Annotated in this window: 22 protein-coding genes; 11 read left to right on the top strand and 11 right to left on the bottom strand. The window is 36.8% G+C overall.

The genetic code is table 11. The annotated features are described in order from the left end of the window. Positions 1-40 precede the first annotated feature (40 nt). The gene (gene ftsH, locus O5637_RS09035; RefSeq protein WP_269604383.1) at positions 41-1,888 is read left to right on the top strand and encodes an ATP-dependent zinc metalloprotease FtsH; all 1,848 of its coding nucleotides are present in this window, start codon (positions 41-43) and stop codon (positions 1,886-1,888) included. 16 nt (positions 1,889-1,904) lie between these two features. After that, positions 1,905-2,540: a bifunctional 4-hydroxy-2-oxoglutarate aldolase/2-dehydro-3-deoxy-phosphogluconate aldolase gene (locus O5637_RS09030; RefSeq protein WP_269604382.1), complete on the top strand. Its 636-nt coding sequence runs from the start codon at positions 1,905-1,907 to the stop codon at positions 2,538-2,540. 22 nt (positions 2,541-2,562) lie between these two features. Here O5637_RS09030 and aroC read toward each other — a convergent pair whose 3' ends face one another. Continuing rightward, positions 2,563-3,663 (bottom strand): chorismate synthase, encoded by a 1,101-nt coding sequence (gene aroC, locus O5637_RS09025; protein ID WP_269604381.1) that lies wholly within the window; start codon positions 3,661-3,663, stop codon positions 2,563-2,565. 129 nt (positions 3,664-3,792) lie between these two features. Then, entirely contained in the window at positions 3,793-4,875 is a 1,083-nt protein-coding gene (psbA, locus tag O5637_RS09020) for a photosystem II q(b) protein (RefSeq protein WP_011294225.1), read from the bottom strand. Between the two features lie 199 nt (positions 4,876-5,074). Between psbA and O5637_RS09015 the strand changes: the two genes are divergently transcribed. Further along, positions 5,075-5,209 carry a hypothetical protein gene (locus O5637_RS09015; protein WP_269604380.1) on the top strand — a complete coding sequence of 45 codons (135 nt, stop codon included), beginning with the start codon at positions 5,075-5,077 and terminating at the stop codon, positions 5,207-5,209. On the opposite strand, the gene O5637_RS09010 is transcribed toward O5637_RS09015, so the two are convergent. Next, the gene (locus O5637_RS09010; protein WP_269604379.1) at positions 5,200-6,117 is read right to left on the bottom strand and encodes an aspartoacylase; all 918 of its coding nucleotides are present in this window, start codon (positions 6,115-6,117) and stop codon (positions 5,200-5,202) included. The two genes, O5637_RS09015 and O5637_RS09010, sit on opposite strands and share 10 nt — an antisense overlap. A 43-nt stretch (positions 6,118-6,160) precedes the next feature. Between O5637_RS09010 and O5637_RS09005 the strand changes: the two genes are divergently transcribed. From O5637_RS09005 to O5637_RS08995, 3 genes are all read left to right on the top strand, one after another. Continuing rightward, a complete protein-coding gene (locus tag O5637_RS09005; protein WP_269604378.1) occupies positions 6,161-7,135 on the top strand; it encodes a glutathione S-transferase family protein in 975 nt (324 codons plus the stop codon). Positions 7,136-7,144: 9 nt separating this feature from the next. Then, entirely contained in the window at positions 7,145-7,816 is a 672-nt protein-coding gene (locus O5637_RS09000; RefSeq protein WP_269604377.1) for a DUF2301 domain-containing membrane protein, read from the top strand. Between the two features lie 161 nt (positions 7,817-7,977). Beyond that, positions 7,978-8,196 carry a CP12 domain-containing protein gene (locus O5637_RS08995; protein ID WP_269604376.1) on the top strand — a complete coding sequence of 73 codons (219 nt, stop codon included), beginning with the start codon at positions 7,978-7,980 and terminating at the stop codon, positions 8,194-8,196. 67 nt (positions 8,197-8,263) lie between these two features. Here the strand turns inward: O5637_RS08995 and O5637_RS08990 are convergent, their stop codons facing one another. The 6 genes from O5637_RS08990 to O5637_RS08965 form a co-directional block, all read right to left on the bottom strand. After that, positions 8,264-8,446, bottom strand: coding sequence for a hypothetical protein (locus O5637_RS08990; RefSeq protein ID WP_269604375.1), 183 nt, complete (start codon positions 8,444-8,446; stop codon positions 8,264-8,266). 77 nt (positions 8,447-8,523) lie between these two features. Continuing rightward, positions 8,524-9,513: an Obg family GTPase CgtA gene (gene cgtA / locus O5637_RS08985; protein WP_269604374.1), complete on the bottom strand. Its 990-nt coding sequence runs from the start codon at positions 9,511-9,513 to the stop codon at positions 8,524-8,526. A 99-nt stretch (positions 9,514-9,612) separates the two neighbouring features. Beyond that, positions 9,613-12,027, bottom strand: coding sequence for an endonuclease MutS2 (locus O5637_RS08980; protein WP_269604372.1), 2,415 nt, complete (start codon positions 12,025-12,027; stop codon positions 9,613-9,615). A gap of 15 nt (positions 12,028-12,042) precedes the next feature. Continuing rightward, a complete protein-coding gene (locus O5637_RS08975) occupies positions 12,043-12,447 on the bottom strand; it encodes a VOC family protein (RefSeq protein ID WP_269604371.1) in 405 nt (134 codons plus the stop codon). A 48-nt stretch (positions 12,448-12,495) separates the two neighbouring features. Next, the gene (hemB, locus tag O5637_RS08970; protein WP_269604369.1) at positions 12,496-13,494 is read right to left on the bottom strand and encodes a porphobilinogen synthase; all 999 of its coding nucleotides are present in this window, start codon (positions 13,492-13,494) and stop codon (positions 12,496-12,498) included. A 49-nt stretch (positions 13,495-13,543) separates the two neighbouring features. Then, positions 13,544-14,479 carry a DnaJ C-terminal domain-containing protein gene (locus tag O5637_RS08965; protein WP_269604367.1) on the bottom strand — a complete coding sequence of 312 codons (936 nt, stop codon included), beginning with the start codon at positions 14,477-14,479 and terminating at the stop codon, positions 13,544-13,546. A gap of 143 nt (positions 14,480-14,622) precedes the next feature. Between O5637_RS08965 and O5637_RS08960 the strand changes: the two genes are divergently transcribed. Genes O5637_RS08960 through O5637_RS08950 form a run of 3 tightly spaced genes read left to right on the top strand, consistent with a single transcriptional unit; the run spans position 14,623 to position 17,628 of the window. Further along, positions 14,623-16,290 carry a SulP family inorganic anion transporter gene (locus O5637_RS08960; protein WP_269604366.1) on the top strand — a complete coding sequence of 556 codons (1,668 nt, stop codon included), beginning with the start codon at positions 14,623-14,625 and terminating at the stop codon, positions 16,288-16,290. A 51-nt stretch (positions 16,291-16,341) separates the two neighbouring features. Next, positions 16,342-17,337 carry a sodium-dependent bicarbonate transport family permease gene (locus tag O5637_RS08955; RefSeq protein ID WP_269604364.1) on the top strand — a complete coding sequence of 332 codons (996 nt, stop codon included), beginning with the start codon at positions 16,342-16,344 and terminating at the stop codon, positions 17,335-17,337. A gap of 9 nt (positions 17,338-17,346) precedes the next feature. Continuing rightward, positions 17,347-17,628, top strand: a complete 282-nt coding sequence (locus O5637_RS08950; protein ID WP_269604362.1) for a P-II family nitrogen regulator — start codon at positions 17,347-17,349, stop codon at positions 17,626-17,628. Between the two features lie 21 nt (positions 17,629-17,649). On the opposite strand, the gene O5637_RS08945 is transcribed toward O5637_RS08950, so the two are convergent. Continuing rightward, positions 17,650-18,606: an NAD(P)/FAD-dependent oxidoreductase gene (locus O5637_RS08945; protein ID WP_269604360.1), complete on the bottom strand. Its 957-nt coding sequence runs from the start codon at positions 18,604-18,606 to the stop codon at positions 17,650-17,652. 268 nt (positions 18,607-18,874) lie between these two features. Between O5637_RS08945 and O5637_RS08940 the strand changes: the two genes are divergently transcribed. Both O5637_RS08940 and O5637_RS08935 read left to right on the top strand, forming a co-directional pair. After that, complete coding sequence (locus O5637_RS08940; protein WP_269604359.1) at positions 18,875-19,180, top strand: hypothetical protein; 306 nt, start codon at positions 18,875-18,877, stop codon at positions 19,178-19,180. A 2-nt stretch (positions 19,181-19,182) separates the two neighbouring features. Beyond that, positions 19,183-20,871, top strand: a complete 1,689-nt coding sequence (locus O5637_RS08935) for an ABC1 kinase family protein (RefSeq protein WP_269604357.1) — start codon at positions 19,183-19,185, stop codon at positions 20,869-20,871. On the opposite strand, the gene eno is transcribed toward O5637_RS08935, so the two are convergent. Next, complete coding sequence (eno, locus tag O5637_RS08930) at positions 20,868-22,169, bottom strand: phosphopyruvate hydratase (protein WP_269604355.1); 1,302 nt, start codon at positions 22,167-22,169, stop codon at positions 20,868-20,870. The two genes, O5637_RS08935 and eno, sit on opposite strands and share 4 nt — an antisense overlap. Between the last annotated feature and the right edge of the window lie 99 nt (positions 22,170-22,268).

Below are 22,268 nucleotides of genomic sequence, written 5' to 3'. Positions count from 1 at the left end.
GACCTAATCCTATTAAACTCTTGGAAGATATAGAAGAACATTGAACAAACGCTGGAGAAACATTGGTCTTTATGTCCTTATTGTTGTAGTTGTGATTTTTGTGGGAAGTGCTTTTTTCGATAAGCCAAGTCCGACAAGAGCAACTAGAACTCTAAGGTACAGTGACTTCATAGAAGCTGTTCAAGAGAAGCAAGTAAGCAGAGTTCTTATTTCTCCAGATAAAGGAACAGCTCAAATTGTTGAAAGTGATGGGAACAGGGCTTTAGTTAATTTGGCTCCTGATCAACAATTACTTCAATTACTTACTGATAATGACGTAGATATTGCTGTACAACCAACTACTCAAGCCAATCCCTTGCAGCAAGCTGCTAGTAGCTTACTTTTTCCAATAATTTTATTAGGAGGTCTATTTTTTCTATTCAGAAGAGCAGGCTCGGGTGGTGGCGGAAATCCAGCAATGAATTTTGGAAAGAGTAAAGCAAGACTTCAAATGGAACCTGAGACAAAAGTTACTTTTGGAGATGTTGCTGGAATTGAGGGTGCAAAGCTTGAACTTACTGAAGTAGTTGATTTTTTAAAAAACCCTGATCGCTTCACAGCTGTAGGAGCCAAAATTCCTAAGGGTGTTTTACTTGTTGGCCCTCCTGGAACCGGAAAAACTTTGCTTGCAAAGGCAGTTGCAGGTGAAGCTTCTGTTCCCTTCTTTTCCATATCTGGATCTGAGTTTGTAGAGATGTTTGTTGGAGTTGGTGCAAGCAGAGTAAGAGACCTTTTTGAACAAGCAAAGAAAAATGCTCCTTGTATAGTTTTCATTGACGAAATAGATGCTGTAGGTCGTCAGCGTGGAGCAGGACTTGGAGGAGGTAATGATGAAAGAGAGCAAACACTTAACCAACTATTAACTGAAATGGATGGATTTGAGGGAAATTCAGGAATAATTATTGTTGCAGCTACAAATAGACCTGATGTGCTCGACTCAGCACTTATGCGACCAGGAAGATTTGACAGGCAAGTAACTGTAGACAGACCTGATTACTCAGGGAGATTGCAAATACTGAACGTTCATGCAAAAAGTAAAACACTTTCAAAGTCTGTTGACCTTGATCAAATAGCAAGAAGAACTCCTGGTTTTACTGGTGCAGATTTAGCAAATCTATTAAATGAAGCTGCGATCTTAGCCGCTAGAAAAGAGTTAACAGAAGTCAGCAACGATGAAGTTAGTGATGCAATCGAGAGAATAATGGTAGGTCCTGAGAAGAAAGACTCAGTGATTAGTGAAAAGCGTAAAAAGTTAGTTGCTTACCACGAAGCTGGCCATGCTGTAGTTGGTGCTGTGATGCCTGATTATGACCCAGTGCAAAAGATCTCAATCATTCCAAGAGGTGGAGCTGGTGGATTAACTTTTTTCACACCAAGTGAAGAAAGAATGGAATCTGGACTTTATTCAAGGTCTTATCTACAAAATCAAATGGCTGTTGCTCTTGGAGGAAGAGTTGCAGAGGAAATCATTTATGGAGAAGACGAAGTAACTACAGGAGCATCAAATGATCTAAAGCAAGTAGCTTCAGTTGCGAGGCAAATGATTACCAAATTTGGCATGAGTGACAAGTTAGGGCCTGTAGCTTTAGGACGATCACAAGGTGGAATGTTCCTTGGTAGAGACATCTCTGCGGAAAGAGATTTTTCTGAAGATACTGCTGCAACTATTGATTCGGAAGTCTCAATTCTTGTTGAAATTGCATATGAAAGAGCTAAAAAAGCTTTAAATGACAATCGTCAAGTGCTTGAAGAATTAACAGCGATGCTTATGGAAACCGAAACAGTTGATTCTCAAGAATTTCAAGATCTCTTAATTCGCCATGAAGTTAAAGTCGCTGAATATGCTTAGGTTAAAATTATAATTTTTGGAAGTTAAGCAAAATAATTTAATAAAATTTCTTAGAATACAGCCACTCATAGTTGTAATTAGACTAGAAAATGATTTTTTTAATATCTCCCACAAAAGAAAAAATTTACTTTTAAAAATCGAGAAACTATCTGACTATGGGATAAAAAATATTGAAATAGGATGGGATTCAAATCCAGAATGGGTGAATTTAATATTAGAAATAAAAAATAAATTCAAGTCAATCAATCTTGGCGTTGCATCAATTACTTCAATAAAATCTTTAGAATCAATTAGCTCATTAGATATAAAATATTCTATGAGTCCTTTCTTCAACAAAGAAATTCATTTAAATGCTATAAAATATAATCAATTAGTTATTCCAGGTATATCTAATATTAAAGATTTCGAAGAAGCAATGAATCTAGGATATAAAATTGTAAAAATCTATCCCGTATCGAAATTAGGAATTAACTTTATAAACGATCTAAAAGAAAATAAAAAAAAGGATATTTTTTTTATTGGTGCAGGTGGAATTAAAAGTGAAAATTTAAAAAAATTACTAGAAAATGGATATGATGCATTGGTGATTGGGAAAGAATTACGAAATCAAACACCTGACAAAGATCTAGAGATATGGCTAAAAAATTATTGAAAATCCATTCTAAAAATAATAATTAATTATTTGAATAATATTCAGTACATTGACCTTTTTGCCTAAGTAAATGATCAGCTAAAACTATTGCAACCATTGCTTCAACCATTGGAACTGCTCTTGGCAAAACACAAGGGTCATGTCTACCTTTTGCCTGCAGAATTGTTGCATTACCATCCTCATCAATTGTCTTTTGACTTTTCCTAATAGTTGCTGTTGGTTTAAAGCCAACCCTCAGAACTATATCCTCACCATTACTTATACCTCCTTGAATTCCCCCTGAATTATTAGTAGCAGTTTTCAATTGATCAGAATCCGATGGCAAAAAAGGATCATTATGTTCGCTGCCTTTCAAATAAGTACCTCCGAAACCAGATCCTACTTCAAAAGCTTTAGTAGCAGGCAATGACATTAATGCCTTTGCCAAATCTGCCTCTAACTTATCAAAAACAGGCATACCAAGACTTAATGGCGGATTACGAACCACACATTCTATTACTCCGCCACAGGAGTCTCCTTCTTTACCAAAATCCTCCACTCTCTGAATCATTAAATCTGCAGCTGATTGATTTGGACATCGAACAATATTTTTCTCAATCTCATCAAAAGTAACTTCACTCGGATTAATATCAGCTTCAATATCGTGAATTCTCTTTACCCAAGCAAGTATTTCCGTATTAGATGACTGACTGAGGAGTTGCTTTGCAACTGAACCAGCGGCGACTCTACCTATCGTCTCTCTCGCTGATGCTCGCCCTCCGCCACTTGAAGCCTGAATTCCATACTTCTTCTGATAAGTAGCATCAGCGTGAGATGGTCTAAAAGTTTTTTTAATTTCAGAATAATCTTTTGGACGATGATCTTTATTTCTTACGACCATAGCAATCGGTGTTCCTAAGGTTTTGTTACCTAAAAGACCACTCAGAATTTCAACTTCATCACTTTCGTTTCGTGGAGTAGTGATTTTGCTTTGTCCTGGCCTCCTTCTATTGAGATCATTTTGTATTTCATTAATATCAAGCTCCAATCTTGGTGGACATCCATCAATAATTACACCAACACCACCTCCGTGAGATTCCCCAAAGGTGCTGATATTAAAAAGTTTTCCGAAACTACTTCCCATAAATAAACCTATCTACAAAATGTTAATCAATACTTGGTAAAAAATAAACCAATCAATCAATACATAGAACTAAAAAAGGCAAAAAAAAAGCCCTCTAAAAGAGGGCTTTAAAACAATCAAGTTAAAGACTTAACCAATTGCAGGTGCAACAAGAGCTACAGAAGTAGACTCAGCAGCTGCTAGGTCAAGTGGGAAGTTGTGAGCATTACGCTCGTGCATTACTTCCATACCAAGGTTTGCACGGTTAAGTACATCACCCCAGGTTGGTACAACCTTGCCTGAAGTATCAACTACAGACTGATTGAAGTTGAAGCCGTTCAAGTTGAACGCCATGGTGCAGATGCCCATAGATGTCAACCAAACACAGATCACTGGCCATGAAGCCAAGAAGAAGTGAAGGCTGCGGCTGTTGTTGAAGCTTGCATATTGGAAGATCAAACGACCGAAGTAGCCATGAGCTGCAACGATGTTGTATGTCTCTTCTTCTTGTCCAAACTTGTAACCGTAGTTCTGAGAATCAAGTCCTGTGGTCTCACGGATAAGTGATGAAGTAACCAAAGAACCGTGCATTGCAGAGAACAAAGCACCACCGAACATACCTGCTACACCAGCCATATGGAATGGGTGCATCAAGATGTTGTGCTCAGCCTGGAAAACGAACATGAAGTTGAATGTTCCAGAGATTCCTAGAGGCATACCATCAGAGAATGAACCCTGACCGAATGGGTAAACAAGGAATACAGCGAAAGCTGCTGATACAGGAGCTGAGTAAGCAACACAGATCCATGGGCGCATACCTAAACGGTATGAAAGCTCCCACTGACGTCCCATGTATGCAGAGATACCAATAAGGAAGTGGAAGATTACAAGCTGGTAAGGGCCACCGTTATATAGCCACTCATCAAGAGTTGCTGCTTCCCAAATTGGGTAGAAGTGAAGGCCGATAGCGTTACTTGAAGGAACAACAGCACCAGAAATGATGTTGTTTCCATACATAAATGAACCAGCTACTGGCTCACGGATACCGTCGATATCAACTGGAGGAGCAGCGATAAATGCAACGATGAAACAAGTTGTTGCCGCAAGAAGGCAAGGGATCATCAATACACCGAACCAACCGACATAGATACGATTGTTGGTGGAAGTAACCCACTCGCAGAATTGTGGCCAACCTTTGAGCAACGAAGAACGCTGCTGCTGAATGGTGGTCATGAGGACGAATGTGTATGTCCCAAATAGGGACGATTAAATAAGAGCAGCTAATTAGACTGCCAGCAGTGATATTAAAGGAGAATGATCCTTTTCGTGGCCAATATGTAGGACAATTTATGAAGAGAATCTGTAAGTAGCGCCAAAAGAGCACTTAAGGGGTCTTAAGATTATTTTAAGATTTAGCCTTTGAGGTCGCAAATTGGTTCTAATCAAGTGGCTGATTAATGGGCATAGGCTTGAAGAGAGAGTTCCTCTGAGTGATGCAAGACACAGAAAATATGAATTAGAGGCTCAAGGGGCAATTGTGTATTGGAGCGAGAGAACTTACTTTTGATGGACTAGATCAATCAACGCTTGTTTCCATTCTTTTTTAAATTCCCATAATTCTCTTTTCGTAAAGCTCATTGCAATATTTTTTTCCACGTACGCTGCTTCATTTATAAACACAGGGATGTAAGGTTCCTGTTCTTCAAACCTAATAATTTCGCCATTCAATTTAAAAAACAATTCATCATTTTTCTTTAGTGCCCTCCAATCCTTAGATTGCCTTAAAGAATGAACATATCCATCAATATTGCCTTTTTCATCTCTTGGAAAATCGATACTTTTTATATGCCTGTGAATAATCAACTTGTCAGGAAAAAATAGATTTAGACTCTTAACTTGATGAATTTGTTCCATCAAAGTCTCAAGAATCAATTTTGTCTGAAAAATAATTCGTGAATTCAAGAGTCCCTGACCTATGGGGCCAATTTCTACAACAAGTCCACAAGGCCAAGATTCAACTAAAAAACCTGTTTGTTTTTGATCAGATTCATGGAGATATATTGGTAAACCTAATTGATTTTGAATTAAAGACGCCAAAGCTAAGTCTGCAGATCTTCTGCCATAAACAACTAGGCAACTACCCATGGCGGCTGTAGTTGTATGAAAATCTAATGCTATTTGACAGGGGTTTTCTCCTGCCTCCCCATAAAGGTTCACCAATTCATTTGCTCTACTTCCTTCGAAATTTGAAGCATTACTAGTTAAAAATGATTCTCCTTGAAAACTCCGATTCAAATCATTATGAATGTATCTTTTACCAGCTTTTTTAGCCTCTGGATTTCCAATTTCCTTAAAAGTTTTAATCCCATGAGTATTTATTAAAAAGGATGATTTTTCCCATTCTTCAAAAAGCCAAATACCATTTATTTCATTACCATGCGTACCAGCCACTAGAAGGACCTGCAGCTGCATCATTAATCAGTAAACCTAATAGATAAAATAATCTTAAAAGAAATTCATGGCCATACCACCAATATTTGTTAAAGCTGCAAGACAAATTTGGAATTTTGAGTGGAAAATTTTAATGAATGGATTAGCCCCATCAGATTCTGAGGGAAATTATAAGAGACCAATAAATCTTCAAAAACAAATTCAAATCCCGACCAAGGAAGATTTAAAAAATAGATCTTCCAATCAAATGCCAGGTTTGATTGTTGGCAAAAGTTGTCCTTGGGCCCACAGAGCATGGATGATTTACGAGATCAAAGGATTAAAGAAATCAATCAATCTTCACATTGCTCAAGTAGACAACGCCGGAGGAAGATGGATATTAGACCCTCCAATAAAACGATGTAAAAGCCTCCAAGAGCTTTACCGAAAGTGCGGAAATTATCAATCAAAAAGAGCAACAGTACCAATGCTTTTCGATCCAGGTAATGAACCCGAATCAAAACCAAGGCTTATAAATAATGAAAGCGCTGAGCTTGTCAAAATATTAAATAACTGGCCTATATATGATCAAGACATAGACCTTAACCCAAGCAAATCTAAAAAACAAATAATTAACTGGCAGATTTTAATTCAAGAAAATATTAATAATGGAGTTTACAAATGTGGATTTGCTAGAAATCAAAAAGCATATGAAAAAGCTTCTAAAGATTTGTTCTCAGCTCTAAATATTATAGAAAAGCATCTTCAGTCAAATGGACCTTGGCTGTGTGGAAAAAATATAACAATTGCTGACATAAGACTTTTCCCTACACTTATTAGGTGGGAAGCAATTTATTTCCCTCTATTTAAATGTAGTAATAAGCCAATTAGATCATTTCCAAATATAGTTAAGTGGAGAAAAAAGATTTTTAACATATACAATATTGAAAAAACATGTGATGCTGATGCTTGGAGAAAAGATTATTTCGGAGCTTTATTCCCTATAAACCCAAGTAGTATTATTCCTAAAGGTGAAAATATAAAAAAAATTGTCAACAATTAATTACCAACAATGAAAGAATTAAATTCTTATTTTAAATCTTCGGATCCCATTAAAGGAGTATATGGAGATTTCATAGTAACCTCCGAAGATAAGAAAGAAGTCCTCTTATATCGCTTTTCTATTATTTCTTGTGCCCTATTCTTTTCCATAGGTCTAGCCCAATGGTTTATCAATGGATCTAGTCAAGTATGGATTTGTTTTGCAGGTTTGGTAATCAGTTTAGGGTTAAGTCTTAAGTGGATACACATTTATTTAAGACGTTTACATCAAGCACTTGTTTTGTTTTGGGTAATTGGTTGCATTGGTTTAGGAGTAATTACATATCACTTTGGATTAACAAATGTTGTTCATGGTCTCCAAGAAAATCCAAAGTGGGTATTTCTTGTTGGACCAATTTTTGTATCCCTAACAGGAGTAGGTTTCAAAGAATTTTTTTGTTTTAGAAGAATAGAGGCAATAGGAATCACAATTTTTATTCCAATTGCTTTTATTGGACATTTAACTGAACTCACCAATGAAAAATTTACTTTTGCACTATTAGCTCTTTCTGCTCTACTTTTATTGATATTGGGAATAAGAAAATTTGACCTTCCAGCAGAAGCTGACGTAGGAGACAAAAGTGTGTTTGATTTTTTAGAGAGTCAAAGAATACTAAACACACCAGATGTTGAAACAAGTTAACCAGAAAGGATTTCACCTATGAATCATTTCCTAAGCAAAAATATCTACTTTTACATGTCAGCAAATGGTGAGGAAATCCAACCAATTTCACAAAGCACGTGCAATATCTCCCCGACATAATTATCTTGTATTAGTTAAAGATTTTGCTTCTTTAAGACGCTATGAAATCAATCGACGAGCATATTAAAAAGGATCAGTCAGAGATCCAAACAGCTCAAGCTTCAGGTAATGACCCTAAAGTACGTCACTTAACTGATGAGCTTCATTCTCTCGAGGAATATAAAGAGCATCATCCCGAGGACAAGCATGATCCAAACGCACTTGAACTTTTCTGTGACGCTAACCCCGACGAACCAGAGTGCTTGGTGTACGACGATTAATTATAAGTAATCAAATAAGAAGCAAAAACAGGGGGCTATAGCCCCCTGTTTTGTTTCTTATAATCCATTAATAATCCATATTAAAATCAGAAGGACTTCCAGTTAAAGAACATACAACTGCCTCCTCACTTTTCATTTGACGAACCTCAAATATTGGTCTGCCCATTTTCTTTAGAACATTAATATCTTGATCAGTCTGGCAACGAGCAATAATTTCACCTTTCCCATCGAAGCAACTGTAAAAATCCATAATTTTAAAGACTCTTTTTAGTTATGACCAATAATTAGCTGAAAGACAAGTAGGTATGATTCACTCATAACAATTAATTAATATCCGAGTTCGTTCCAAATAGAACTCAACAAATCATCTAGACCAAATCTAGTTACAGCGGAAATTACATGTACATTTTTTTCCGTTAATTGCTCAACTTTATCTACAAGTTTTTTAATGTCATTCTCATTTAAAAGCTCTTTTTTATTAAGAACAAAAATCCTAGGCTTGGAGATCAAATCATGACCATAAGACGTTAATTCCTCATTAATAGTTTTGAAATCATTTATTGGATCATTTGATGCTGAATCAATCAAATGAAGTAACACCTTTGTTCTTTCAATATGTCGGAGAAAATCATGCCCTAGTCCAATACCTTTTGATGCTCCAGAGATTAAACCGGGAATATCTGCAAAAACTGTTCCGTCTCCTGAGGGTCTCCTTACTACTCCGAGATTAGGAATTAAAGTTGTAAATGGATAATCAGCAATTTTTGGTCTTGCAGAGGAGATTACAGAAATCAAAGTACTTTTACCTGCATTTGGTAACCCAATAATTCCAACTTCTGCTAGCAGTTTTAATTCCAATTGCAATGACCATTCTTCCCCCTCTTTTCCCTCAGTGAACTTTTCTGGTGCTCTATTACTATTTGATAAATAGCGAGCGTTACCAAAACCTCCTTTTCCACCAAAGGCGACAATAAGTTGCTGACCTTTGTGAGTTAAGTCACCAAGAATGATATTTGTAGAGATATGTCTTACCTCCGTTCCACATGGAACTTTAAGTACAGTGTCATTTCCTGATGCACCAGTGCATTTATTGGGACCACCTCTCTGGCCATCCTCAGCAGAAATTAATTTCTGAAATTTAAAATCCAAAAGAGTTTGAAGATTATCATCAGCCTCTAATACAACATTTCCTCCTTGGCCGCCATCTCCCCCTGCAGGGCCACCAGCTGGAACATACTTTTCTCTTCTAAAAGCAGAGATGCCATCACCACCTGAACCTGCTTTGACATCAATAATAGCCTGATCAATAAATTGCATTTAAGATATTTTTCATCAATAAACTTGATAATAATTCTTAAATTCATTATTGCTAAAGAAAAGAATTTGAAAACACTATTTATAATTTTTACCCAAAAATCAATCGACCATCCATACAACACTACATCCGGGACCACCATCATGAGGTTCAGCATCGGCTACTTTTTCAATATATGAAAGTGAATCCAACCATTTCCTCAAACCTTTTTTTAGCTTTCCAGAACCAATTCCATGAATAACCCATAAAGCTCCAGAACAATTTCTCAATTTTTCTTCAATCACCCCCTCAGCTTCATGCACGCGTAATCCTCTTACATCTAAGGTATTTTTTTTAGTACGAACTAAGGATAAATTCTTTCTTACTTGAGAAGTTTTTACGTGCACAAGTGAATTTCTCTCCACCTTTTGACCATCAAGACTTTCTACTTCAGTTAAACAAACTTTGCTTCGAAATACACCGCATAGCACTGTTAATTGCATTCCATCATCTGAAAAAGAAATTATTTCACCTGCTTTACCAATAGAAGACAATCTAACTTTGTCCCCAATCTTTGGGGTCCAACTCTGTATCTGCTTAATTCGCTTATCGTTTCGATACCCCTTTTCCATTTGCCGTAATCGTTGACCAGCAATTCTTGCTGTCTCACCACTAGCATTTTGATCCCGCAAGCGTTTAATTAAATGTCTAACTTCTTTTTGACCTTCACGAATTGACGACTCCAACTTGAATCTTCCTTGTTCATTAAACTCTTCCGATTGTTGACGTTGTTTCTGCCAACTATTAAGTAATTCTTCATGTAGTAATTCGGTCTTAGCCAATAAGGCGGCAGCATCTTCAGCTGCTGATTGTTGCCGCTCTCGTTGTTTTTCTAAGCCTTGAATAACTTGATTAACATTATCAACGCTTTCAGGATTGATAAATTTTTGAGCACTTTTAATTACTTGCTCATCGAGACCCAGCCTCTTTGAGATTTCAATTGCATTACTTCGACCAGGGATTCCCCATTGCAAATGAAAAGTTGGTTGTATGGTTTCGCTATCGAAAGAAACTGAAGCATTTTCAAATCTTGAATCGCTATATTTGAGTGCTTTTAATTGTCCAAAATGAGTAGTCGCGATAGTTAATCTTGCTCTATCGGCCATTACCTGCAAGAGTGCCATAGCCAATGCTGTGCCTTCAGTTGGATCAGTGCCAGCTCCAACTTCATCTAAAAGGACAAGAGTAGTACCAGGAAATGCATCTATAGCGTTAAGTATTCGACTTATACGAAGAATATGTCCACTAAATGTAGATAAATTTTGCTGTAAAGATTGCTCATCACCAATATCAGCTAAGATATTTTTACACCACGGCAATCTTGGTGAACCTGTACATGGCAAAAGCAAACCAACTTTTGCCATTAAAACTGCTAAACCAATACTTTTTAAAGCTACAGTTTTGCCCCCAGTGTTAGGTCCTGTAATTGCTACTACTTTTAAATCAGTGGCGACATAAAAGCTAGTTGGTACAACTCTATTTTTTTTCTCATCGAAGTCATTCCAAACTAATAAAGGGTGACGAAAATCTTTAATCTCGAATGGTGTATTTTCCTCTTCATCAAGAATTGCTGGTACTCCGTCAAGCCATTTAGAGTAACGTGCTCTAGCTAATGAAAACTCTATCTGCAAAAGTATCTCTCCTAAATGAGCTATTACATTTGCATTAATACCAACCTCTTTACTCCAGTTAGATAGAAGTCTCCTCTCTTCCTCTGAGATTTCAGAATCTATCTTCGCTAAACGGTTTCCTATTGATATGACAACTTGTGGCTCGACATAAATCGTATTACCAGAAGCTGAACTATCATGAACCATTCCTTTAATCTGATCAGAAGTCCCAGACTTAAAAGCTAAAACAGGTCGACCATACCTCTCTGAGATAATATTATCTTGAAGCAATCCACTATATTTCCGAAGAATATCTTGAAGAATATCTTTTCTTTGAAGACTGACCGAATCCCTATAGCGTCGTAACTCTGAAAGCTTTGGGCTAGCACGATCTGCAATTCGCCCGCCTTCATCTATCCCAAATTCGAGGAGTTTTTGCAAATCTGGCAAAGTTGCAATGTCTTTGATCAATTCAGAAAGTCGTGGACGTATCAATTGATCAAATATTAGTTTTCGTAATTTTCGAGCAGCTCTCAAAGTATCAGCTACTTTTAATAAATCCTCACCCATAGAGACTCCACCTTTAGAGCATATCAAAAGAATTTTTTCTAAATCATGCACACCATCAAAAGATATTCCTCCATCAAGAGAACTATCTAATGATCCAATTTCTAATGTTTGGCACAATAGCTCTTGGCTTAAAGATATATTGACTGGCAAATCAAAGTTTTCACATTTTTTACGACCTTGTTGGGTAAGCGCGAATTTAGACAAATGGCTACAAACAGTTGGCCATTCAAGCAAGTCCAAAGACTCTGATATTATTTGTGTGTTTTTAGAGTCATCATGATTTTTTGTTAATCCCATTCGTCTAGCTAAAGTCTATTGATTTGTTGGTATTCCTGTTAATGGGTGATAAAGCATTTCCAACCAATTACCTTCTGTATCTTTCAAGTAAAAAGAGGAAGTGCCATCACGATGATCATGCAAAGCTCCGACCTTTATACCTTGGTTTTTCAAAGAATCATGAATTCTCTCTATTTCATCTCTTTTAGTGAAATGAAAAGCAAAGTGCGGACCAGCAGCCTTATAGCCCGGCCCAAGCAATGCCAAGCCATCCTTAGTCTCTCCGGCTTCTAAGTAACACCAATCAACATCATCCCAAATAAGCTTCATTCCTAAACTTATATAAAATTCTTTAGCCCTATCAACATCTTCAACTCTTATGGCTACATGACCTAGACGATGAACGCTTTTAATATTTAAATCTGATTGTTTTTTTATCATTAGTGTTGATAGAAATTCAAATTTCAGTAATTTTATTAATCAACTCTATTAGTCTTTTAACCATCCTGCGGCATCACATGCGTGATAAGTAAGGATCAGATTTGCTCCAGCTCTTTTAAAACTCAATAACGTTTCCAAAACAATTGCCTTTTCATCTATCCAACCTCTTTGAGCAGCAGCTTTAACCATTGAATACTCCCCACTAACGTTATAAGCAGCGATTGGTAATTCTGATTCTTCTCTTAAACGGTAAATAATATCTAAGTAAGCCAAACCTGGTTTAACCATTAAGATGTCCGACCCTTCTTGTTCGTCAAGTTGAGCTTCTGTTATGGCTTCTCTGGCATTCGCTGGATCCATCTGATAGGTATTTTTATTTTTCGGTATGGGCTTATTTGATAATGATCTAGGCGCAGAGTCCAAAGCCTCTCTAAAAGGTCCATAATATGCAGATGAATATTTTGCTGTGTAACTAATTATTCCTACATGTTCAAAACCTTCATTATCTAAGGCTTCTCTTATGGCTCCTACTCTTCCATCCATCATGTCACTAGGACCAATTAAATCTGCTCCAGATTGTGCTTGAACAACTGCTTGTTTACACAAATAATCAACGGTTTCATCATTCAAAATGATTCCTTGATTACTAACTATTCCATCATGACCATCACAAGAATAAGGGTCTAAAGCGACATCAGTCATAACACACATTTCGGGTATCTCTATTTTCAATCTTTCAATAGCCCTTGGTATCAAACCTTTTTCATTAAAACATTCAGCTCCATCTTCTGTTTTTTGATCGTCTGGAACTTTTGGGAAAAGAACGACACATCTAATACCTAGATTCCAAGCACGCTTAACTTCATCAACTAATCCATCAATTGACCAACGAAATGAACCTGGCATCGCTGATATTTCTTGAATATCTGAACCTTCATGAACAAAAAGAGGATAAATAAAGTCAGATGCAGAGACACTATTCTCTCGAACCATATCTCTTAAAGAGTTTGTTCTCCGAAGACGACGGGGCCGATAAGTAAGATCCATATTAACCAATAGAGATAATTACATTAGAGATAACTATATTTTACTTCCTTTAAGTCCTAGCCTGATCGAACCAACTTGAACGAGGTTCATGTATTCGAACAGATCTAAGCTTTTCAAGAAGTCTCAACTCCTCATCTGACCAATTTTCAGGGAACTTTAATTTTAGAGTAAAAAACAAATCTCCTTTATCATCTATGCTGTGTAATCCTTGACCTTTTAATCTCAATTTTTGCTCAGGCAAACTTCCAGAAGGTATTGATAAATATGTATCGCCTTGAGGAGAAGCAACCGAAATATTTGCTCCCAAAGCTAATTCATCCAAAGAAATAGGTAAATCTGCATAAATATCTAAACCTTTTAATTTCCAAATCGGATGAGACTTAATTCTGACTTCAATCAATAGATCTCCTCTTTTTCCCTTCCCAGAATGTATATTACCCTTATTTTTAATACGTATTTTAGATCCTGTTTCAATACCTTGTGGGATTTTCACTTCTATGCGTTCATCATTAACTAAAAGGTTCTTTTTTGTTCCGTTCAAAGCTTCTAAAAAACTAATCTGCAAATTAAATTCAGCATCAAGATTTAATGATTGAGCATTATTATCTGAAGATATATTAGAGTAAATTTCTTTACCAACCTCACTAAATCTTCCAATCAAATCACTCAGAGAATAGTCAAAATTTAAATATTCATATAAGCGCTGATTATCATTTTCCTTATTTATATCTCTCCGCTTTCCATCTCTATTTTTTAACCAATAATTTAGAAATTGTTCATAAGACTTTTTTTTATCTTCATCTGAAAGAATCTCATAAGCTTCATTTATTTCTTTGAATTCCGATTCAGACCATGCATCATGTGGATGTAAATCAGGATGAAATTTTCTAGCAAGTTTCCTGAAGGCGCTTTTGATTTCTTTATCTGTCGCATTTCTACTAACGCCAAGAATTTTGAAATAATCCTTAAAGCCATCTGATGCCATCGAAATCACGCTGCCTTATTAGTGGAAATGAATCTTTTAAAGGATTTTTCTGCAATATAAGTATTTAAAAGTAGAGATTCCATAAATTAATGGAACCTTGAAGAGATAGGCTTATTTAAGTTAAATCAAGTAAGGAGAGTCGATTGGCGTTAATTAATGGCTTTCACCTGAAAAATATTAGAGGTGATGTATTAGGCGGCTTGACTGCTGCGGTTGTAGCCCTACCACTAGCTTTAGCGTTTGGTAATGCAGCACTTGGCCCTGGAGGCGCTATTTATGGCCTTTACGGTGCAGTCGTAGTTGGTTTTCTCGCCGCTTTGTTTGGAGGAACTCCTGCTCAAGTAAGTGGGCCGACTGGGCCGATGAGCGTAACCGTTGCTGGAGTAGTTGCGAGCTTGGCGGCCGTGGGAGTACCTAGAGATTTGTCTGCTGGAGAAATTCTTCCTTTAGTAATGGCTGCGGTGGTCATTGGAGGATTATTTCAGATTTTATTTGGCCTACTAAGGCTTGGTAAATACATCACACTTGTTCCGTACTCAGTCGTCTCAGGCTTTATGTCTGGAATTGGAGTAATCATAATTACTCTTCAGATAGGTCCTCTACTTGGGATATCAACTCGAGGAGGAGTATTAGAATCTCTTTCAACGTTAGTTAACAATTTCGAACCAAATGGGGCTGCAATAGCAGTTGCAGTAATGACACTTGCCATAGTGTTTCTGACCCCCCGCAAAATAAGTCAATGGGTCCCCTCTCCTCTTTTAGCATTGTTAATAGTTACTCCTTTATCAATACTTCTATTTGGTGAAAGTTCCATAGACAGAATAGGAGCAATACCAGAGGGCGGGCTTTCTTTAAGTCTCCCTGATCCAAGCTTTGATAATTTCTTTCCAATAATTCTTAAAGCTGGACTAGTCCTTGCTGTTCTTGGTGCTATTGACTCCCTTCTTACATCTCTTGTAGCTGATAATATTTCGCAAACCAGGCACAATTCTGATAGAGAACTAATTGGACAAGGTATTGGGAATGCAGTAGCTGGAATATTTACAGGTTTGCCTGGAGCTGGGGCAACCATGAGAACAGTAATAAATGTCAAATCTGGAGGTTCAACCCCAATCTCAGGGATGGTTCATTCAGTTGTATTGCTTTTCGTTCTAGTTGGTGCAGGTCCTTTAGCCGCTCAGATCCCTACAGCTCTTCTTGCTGGAATTTTAATAAAAGTTGGCTTAGACATTATTGATTGGGGATTTTTGTTAAGAGCTCATAGACTTTCCCTGAAAACCGCAAGTGTGATGTATGGAGTCCTCTTGATGACAGTTTTCTGGGATTTGATATGGGCTGTACTGGTTGGAGTATTCATAGCAAATATGCTCACGATCGATTCAATTACAGAGACGCAATTGGAGGGAATGGAAGCTGATAATCCATTTGATTCAGCATCAAATAACAACGCAGCAAATGCACAACTCCCATCAGATGAAAAAGCACTTTTAGATCGTTGTGCGGGAGAAGTAATGCTATTCAGATTAAAAGGGCCACTTAGTTTTGGTGCAGCAAAAGGAATTACTGAAAGAATGATGCTTGTAAGAAACTATAAAGTTTTAATTCTTGATATCACTGATGTTCCCAGGCTTGGAGTTACTGCAACTCTCGCAATAGAAGATATGGTTCAGGAAGCTCTAAATAGCTCAAGAAAAGCATATGTTGCTGGTGCAACAGGAAGAGTAAAAGACAGACTTGCTAAATTTGGCGTTGATGTAATTGGTACAAGGAAAGAAGCCCTCATGGCTGCAATTGACAGCATAAATAGTTGACAACCATATTTTCATTTCTATCTAACTTGCTTGCTTAAAAACTAACAAGAAATGGGACAAAACCTTTTCATACAAAATGCTTTAAGTCCACCAATCCTTTTTTTCTTTTTGGGTGCAATTGCATATGCATTAAAGTCTGATTTTGAGATCCCAGCTCCTCTCCCAAAATTATTTTCTTTATATCTTTTACTTGCAATAGGCTTCAGAGGGGGTATTGAGTTGCAAAAAAGTGGCTTTGGTTATCCAGTTCTTCCGACTGTAATAGCAGCAATATTAATGTCACTATTAATACCACTTATTTGCTTTTTAGTACTGAGATTTAAATTCGACGTTTTTAATGCAGCAGCAATTTCAGCAGCATATGGATCAATAAGTGCAGTGACGTTTATAACGGCTGAAAGCTTTCTCGAAAGTCAAAACATACCTTTTGATGGTTTTATGGTTGCAGCTTTAGCACTAATGGAATCTCCAGCAATAATAATTGGTCTTCTCTTAGTCAAATTTGGAGCGCCCAAAGATAGGCCCATCAAAAGGAAAATGAAATGGGGAGCAATTCTTCATGAGTCAATGTTAAATGGTTCTGTCTATTTGTTACTTGGAAGCCTTCTAATAGGTTTTTTAACATCAGCAATTGATCCATCTGACATAAAAAAAATGGAACCTTTCACAGCTGAATTGTTCTACGGCGCAGAATGTTTTTTCCTTCTTGATATGGGGATTGTTGCTGCTCAACGCCTCGCTCGTCTTAATAAGACTGGGGCCTTTCTCATTATGTTTTCAATATTTATGCCAATAGTTAATGCAGTACTAGGATCAGTAGTAGCTAGATTCCTAAATTTAAATCCAGGCAATGCTCTATTATTTGTAGTTCTTTGCGCTAGTGCTTCATATTTAGCTGTACCGACAGCAATGAGAATGACTGTTCCTGAAGCACGACCTAGTTATTACATTTCGACCACTCTTGGATTAACTTTTCCTTTTAACATAATCATAGGAATACCAGTATATATGGGCTTAGTAAACACAATGATCCCTTCAATTGGATAAGTCAATTTCATGAAAAGACTCGACTTAATTTTTAGTGAAAGAGAACTAAATGATGTGCTCTCAGCATTAGAAAAAGCTGAAGTACCTGGCTATACGGTTATGAAACATGCCACGGGAAGAGGTCCAGAAAGAATTGTCACAGAAGACATGGAATTCACTGGATTTGGATCAAATGCACACGTCATTATTTTTTGTGAGCAAGAGATAATCGACAAAATACGAGAAAATATAAACAATGTTCTTAGTTACTACGGTGGTGTGGCATATGTTTCTGAAGCAACTCCTCTTTAAAATATTTGTTAATTGTGCCAATTAAGCATGAACCCAATCTACACGAATTGATTTCCTACTATTTAAATATCTATCTATCGCCATAGCGGCTATGCATCCATCCGATGCTGCAACAACAGCTTGTTTAAATGGAGTATTTCTGATGTCGCCAATCGCCCAAACCCCTTCAACTGTTGTCGACATAAAGTCATCTACCAAAACTCCACCATCCTCCTTAAAAGCAACCTGTTCACCAAGAAAGTCGGTAATAGGCTTTGAACCGCTCATATAAACAAAAACGCCATCGAGTGCTACTTCTTGCTGAGTATCAATTGAACGGTTCTTAACCTTAATACCTGTTACCCCAGAATCATTACCTTCAATCTGCATTAACCTCGTCTTACTCCAATGGTTCACATTTGGTTTTGATAGCAGATCTTGCGCATGATGATCATCTGATTTTGGATCATTAGATGTTATCCAATGAACTTTTGAAGCAAATTTTGTAAGAACATTTGCTTCTTCAATCGCCTCTTTATTAATTCCAACAACCGCGACTTCACGATCTCTATAAAAAGCCCCATCACAAGTAGCGCAATAACTTACTCCTTTACCCAAGAATTCAGCCTCACCTTTAAATGAAGCTGGCCTTCCCATGGCACCACTGGCAACGACAAGTGCTTTTGCTTTAAAAGTCCCCTCTGGAGTGTAAATAGTTTTCCAGTCACCACTAGCATCAATTCCAAAAACTTGAGCTCTGCGATAATCAGCACCATACTGAGTAGCTTGATCTCTCATCAATTTCAACAAGGCCTCTCCACTCATCTCACTAGAAACACCTGGATAATTAGCAATTTGATGTGTTATCGCTAGCGCACCTACATCTGGGTTTTTATCAAGAATTACTGTTCTTAAGTCTGCTCGGGAAGTGTAAAGCGCACAACTGCAACCAGCAGGGCCACCACCAACTATGACAACATCAGTTTCAATAGTTTCCAATGGAAAATCTCTTAGTTAGGTTTTGCTCCCTTTCAAAAAGAGAAAGGGTGTTTTGAGATCACTTGGGTTAATAGATTAGACTTTTACCCCAAATCAAATCAAATGTTTGTATTCTTCAACTCTAATGAAAATATTCTAGGTTGAGCGATAACAAACAATCTTCTAAATAGATTTAATTGATTAAGAGCAAATCTGCATATATCCAGTTTCAATCTGAAGACACAAAAAACCCTGTATCTTCTAAAGTGAAAGCTGAATAATTAGATCATTGAGTGATTCAGAAATACTCCTCAAAGCAGCTATAAACCGAATAGCAGCTCGAATAACTGAGAACGTGATCAATTCTGCCCAAGAATTCACTGAAATTACTGAGGAATTACCTCAAAAGCTCCAAAATGAATGGTCTAAATTCAAAGAAGAGGTTATTGAAGAATCCGAACGTCTAGAAAAAAAGGCTAATGCATCAAAAGATAAAAGTTCTAAGGAACGCGTAAGCAAAGAAGATTTAATTCAAATACAAATAGATAATCTCAGATCAAAGGTTATCGAAATCAATAAAGATATTGAGGGGTAAAATTGATATTTATAGCTAGTCAACTAAAAAGATTTTCAAGAGCCCTTAGGATTTGGACAATATTACTAGGTTTACTTTTCTATTTATGGTTTGATTCTAAAAAATGGACTTATTTAAAAGGATATAATTCTAAAAGAAGAGAAAAAAGAAATACTTTAAGGGCAAAATGGCTTACAAAAGAATTAGTTAATCTAGGTTCAGCATTTATAAAATTAGGCCAACTTTTATCAGCAAGAGCTGATGTTATTCCATCTGCATGGGTAAACGAGCTTAGCTCGCTTCAAGATAGAGTTCCACCTTTTGAATTTGAAAAAATTCAAAATATCTTAAAAAAGCAGCTTCGTAATTCATATAAAAAAATCATAAGTATTGATCAAATACCAATTGGCTCTGCATCTCTTGCTCAAGTTCATAAAGCTAGATTAATTGATGGAAAAAATGTTATTTTCAAAGTCCAAAGACCAGACATAGAAAAATTTTTCAGACTTGACTTAGATGTAATGAATCAAGTTGCAAAAGTTGTGCAAAGAATAAAGTCTCTAAGCAGAGGTAATGACTGGGTAGGTATCGCAAAGGAGTCTAAAAGAGTCTTAATCAGAGAACTAGATTTTCGAATTGAAGCTCAATATGCTGCAAGATTTAAACAACAATTTATAGACGACTCAAATATTTTAATCCCAAGTGTATTCTGGGAGTTAAGCACAAGTAAAGTTTTATGTTTGGAGTATTTACCAGGAATCAAGATAAATGATATTAAATCTCTAAAAAGTAATGATATTGATACTAGTTTAATCGCAAAAATTGGAGCTACAAGTTATTTAAAACAATTGGTTAATTACGGTTTTTTCCATGCTGATCCTCATCCTGGCAATCTAGCTGTTTCCAGGGGTGGTTCTCTTATTTACTATGATTTTGGGATGATGGGTTTTGTCTCTGAGCGTATTAGAGGCAGGCTCAATTCAATGATCAAAGCCGCAGCTCTAAGAGACGTTAGTGGACTGGTTAAAGAACTGCAAATAGCTGGATTAATAGAAAAAGATATCGAAGTAGGTCCAGTAAGAAGGTTAATAAGAATAATGTTAAATGAAGCCCTCACTCCTCCATTTGATTCTCAAATCATAGAAAAGCTTTCTGGGGATATATCTGAACTGGCTTATGGGAAACCCTTTAGAATACCAATTGAGTTGATTTTTGTTTTTAGAGCATTATCAACTTTTGAAGGAGTCGGAAGATATTTAGACCCTGAATTTAACTTAATAGCAATAGCAAAACCATTCCTTCTCCCTCTAATGACTTCAAAAAATCAAGACTCTAATGACTTATTTAATGAATTAGGAAGACAAGTTTCTGAAATAGGTAGTAAAGCTGTTGGGCTACCAAAACGCTTGGATGAAAATTTAGAAAGACTAGAACAGGGCGACTTGCAACTTCAAGTGAGAATGGGTGAATCGGACAGACAACTCAGAAGAATGATTAATGCTCAACAATCACTAAGTAATTCTGTTCTTCTGGGCTCACTTGCAATATCCTCAGCTTTACTAGCTTCAACGAATAGACCTTTTTTATTTCTCATACCAGTAACTATTGGATTTCCAATAGCTCTAAGCTGGATTAAATTAAAATTTAAGATGAGAAGCGAAAGTCGTTTAGATAATTTTCAAGGAAGTAAAAGCTTTAAAAGTGACAATTAGCTCTGATAACTTCCTCGTGGTCCCAATCCAACAAGTCCAGCATATGTGGCTTGACTACCTAATTCATCCTCAATACGAAGTAATTGATTATATTTCGCGACTCTTTCACTCCGACTCAATGACCCTGTTTTAATTTGACCAGATTTAGTTGCTACTGACAAATCAGCAATAGTTGTATCTTCAGTTTCTCCGCTTCTATGACTTATGACAGTTGTATAACTTGACCTTGATGCAAGCTCTATAGCTTCAAGTGTTTCTGTAAGAGAACCTATTTGATTAACCTTAATTAATATTGAATTTGCAATATTCTCATCAATGCCTCTTTGTAAACGAAGTGTGTTTGTGACAAATAAATCATCTCCAACTAATTGCACATTTTTGCCAAGTCTTTTCGTAAGCAAGCTCCAACCATCCCAATCATCTTCAGCTAATCCATCTTCAATAGAAATGATTGGGAATGAATTAACTAACCCAGCCAATTCCTCAACCATTTGCTCGCTGGAATAGGAATTCCCACCATAAAAATATTGCCCTTCCTTATAAAATTCCGTACTTGCAACATCCAAAGCTAAAGAGATTTGCTCCCCTGGGATAAATCCAGCCTGTTCAATTGCTTGCATTAAAAGGTCACCTGCAGCTTTATTACTTTCAAGATTTGGAGCAAATCCTCCTTCATCACCCACAGCTGTTGATAAACCTTTCTGAATCAATAAATCTTTAAGCGTATGAAAAACCTCAGCTCCCATTCTTAATGCTTCTCTGAAGCTTTCAGCACCATGAGGAACCAACATAAATTCCTGAAAATCTAAATTATTTGCAGCATGTTCTCCTCCGTTAATGACGTTCATCAATGGCACTGGCAATAAAGATGACATTGGTCCACCTAAATACCTATACAAAGGCAAACCCAATCCATTAGCCGCCGCTCTTGCTGTTGCCATGCTTACAGCAAGAATTGAATTTGCACCAAGATTTGATTTATTGTCTGTATCATCGAGTTGTTTCATTACCGAATCAACTGTGGCTTGATCTAAAGCAGAAAGGCCACATAGAGCAGGAGCAATAGTTTCTTCTATATGACCAACAGCCTTGATAACTCCTTTACCAAGATAACGTTTACCACCATCTCTTAATTCATGAGCCTCATGGGCTCCAGTGCTTGCGCCACTTGGAACAATCGAACGTCCAATAGCCCCTCCTTCTAAAAGCACTTCAGCCTCTACAGTTGGATTGCCACGAGAATCCAAAACTTCTCGGGCCATAATGGTATCGATTACTAGTTCTAGAGAGTCAGCCACGAATTTAAGATGAATTTTAGATCTTATGAACTACATTATTCCTATGTGTTCCTGAATTGCTAATCTAGCTTGCTTTCCAAGACCTAATCAATCAAATTT

Source organism: Prochlorococcus marinus str. MIT 0917 (genome assembly GCF_027359575.1).
Lineage (GTDB): Bacteria > Cyanobacteriota > Cyanobacteriia > PCC-6307 > Cyanobiaceae > Prochlorococcus_B > Prochlorococcus_B marinus_D.
Note: the sequence above shows the minus strand (reverse complement) of the source record. Positions and strands in the feature narration are given on the sequence as shown.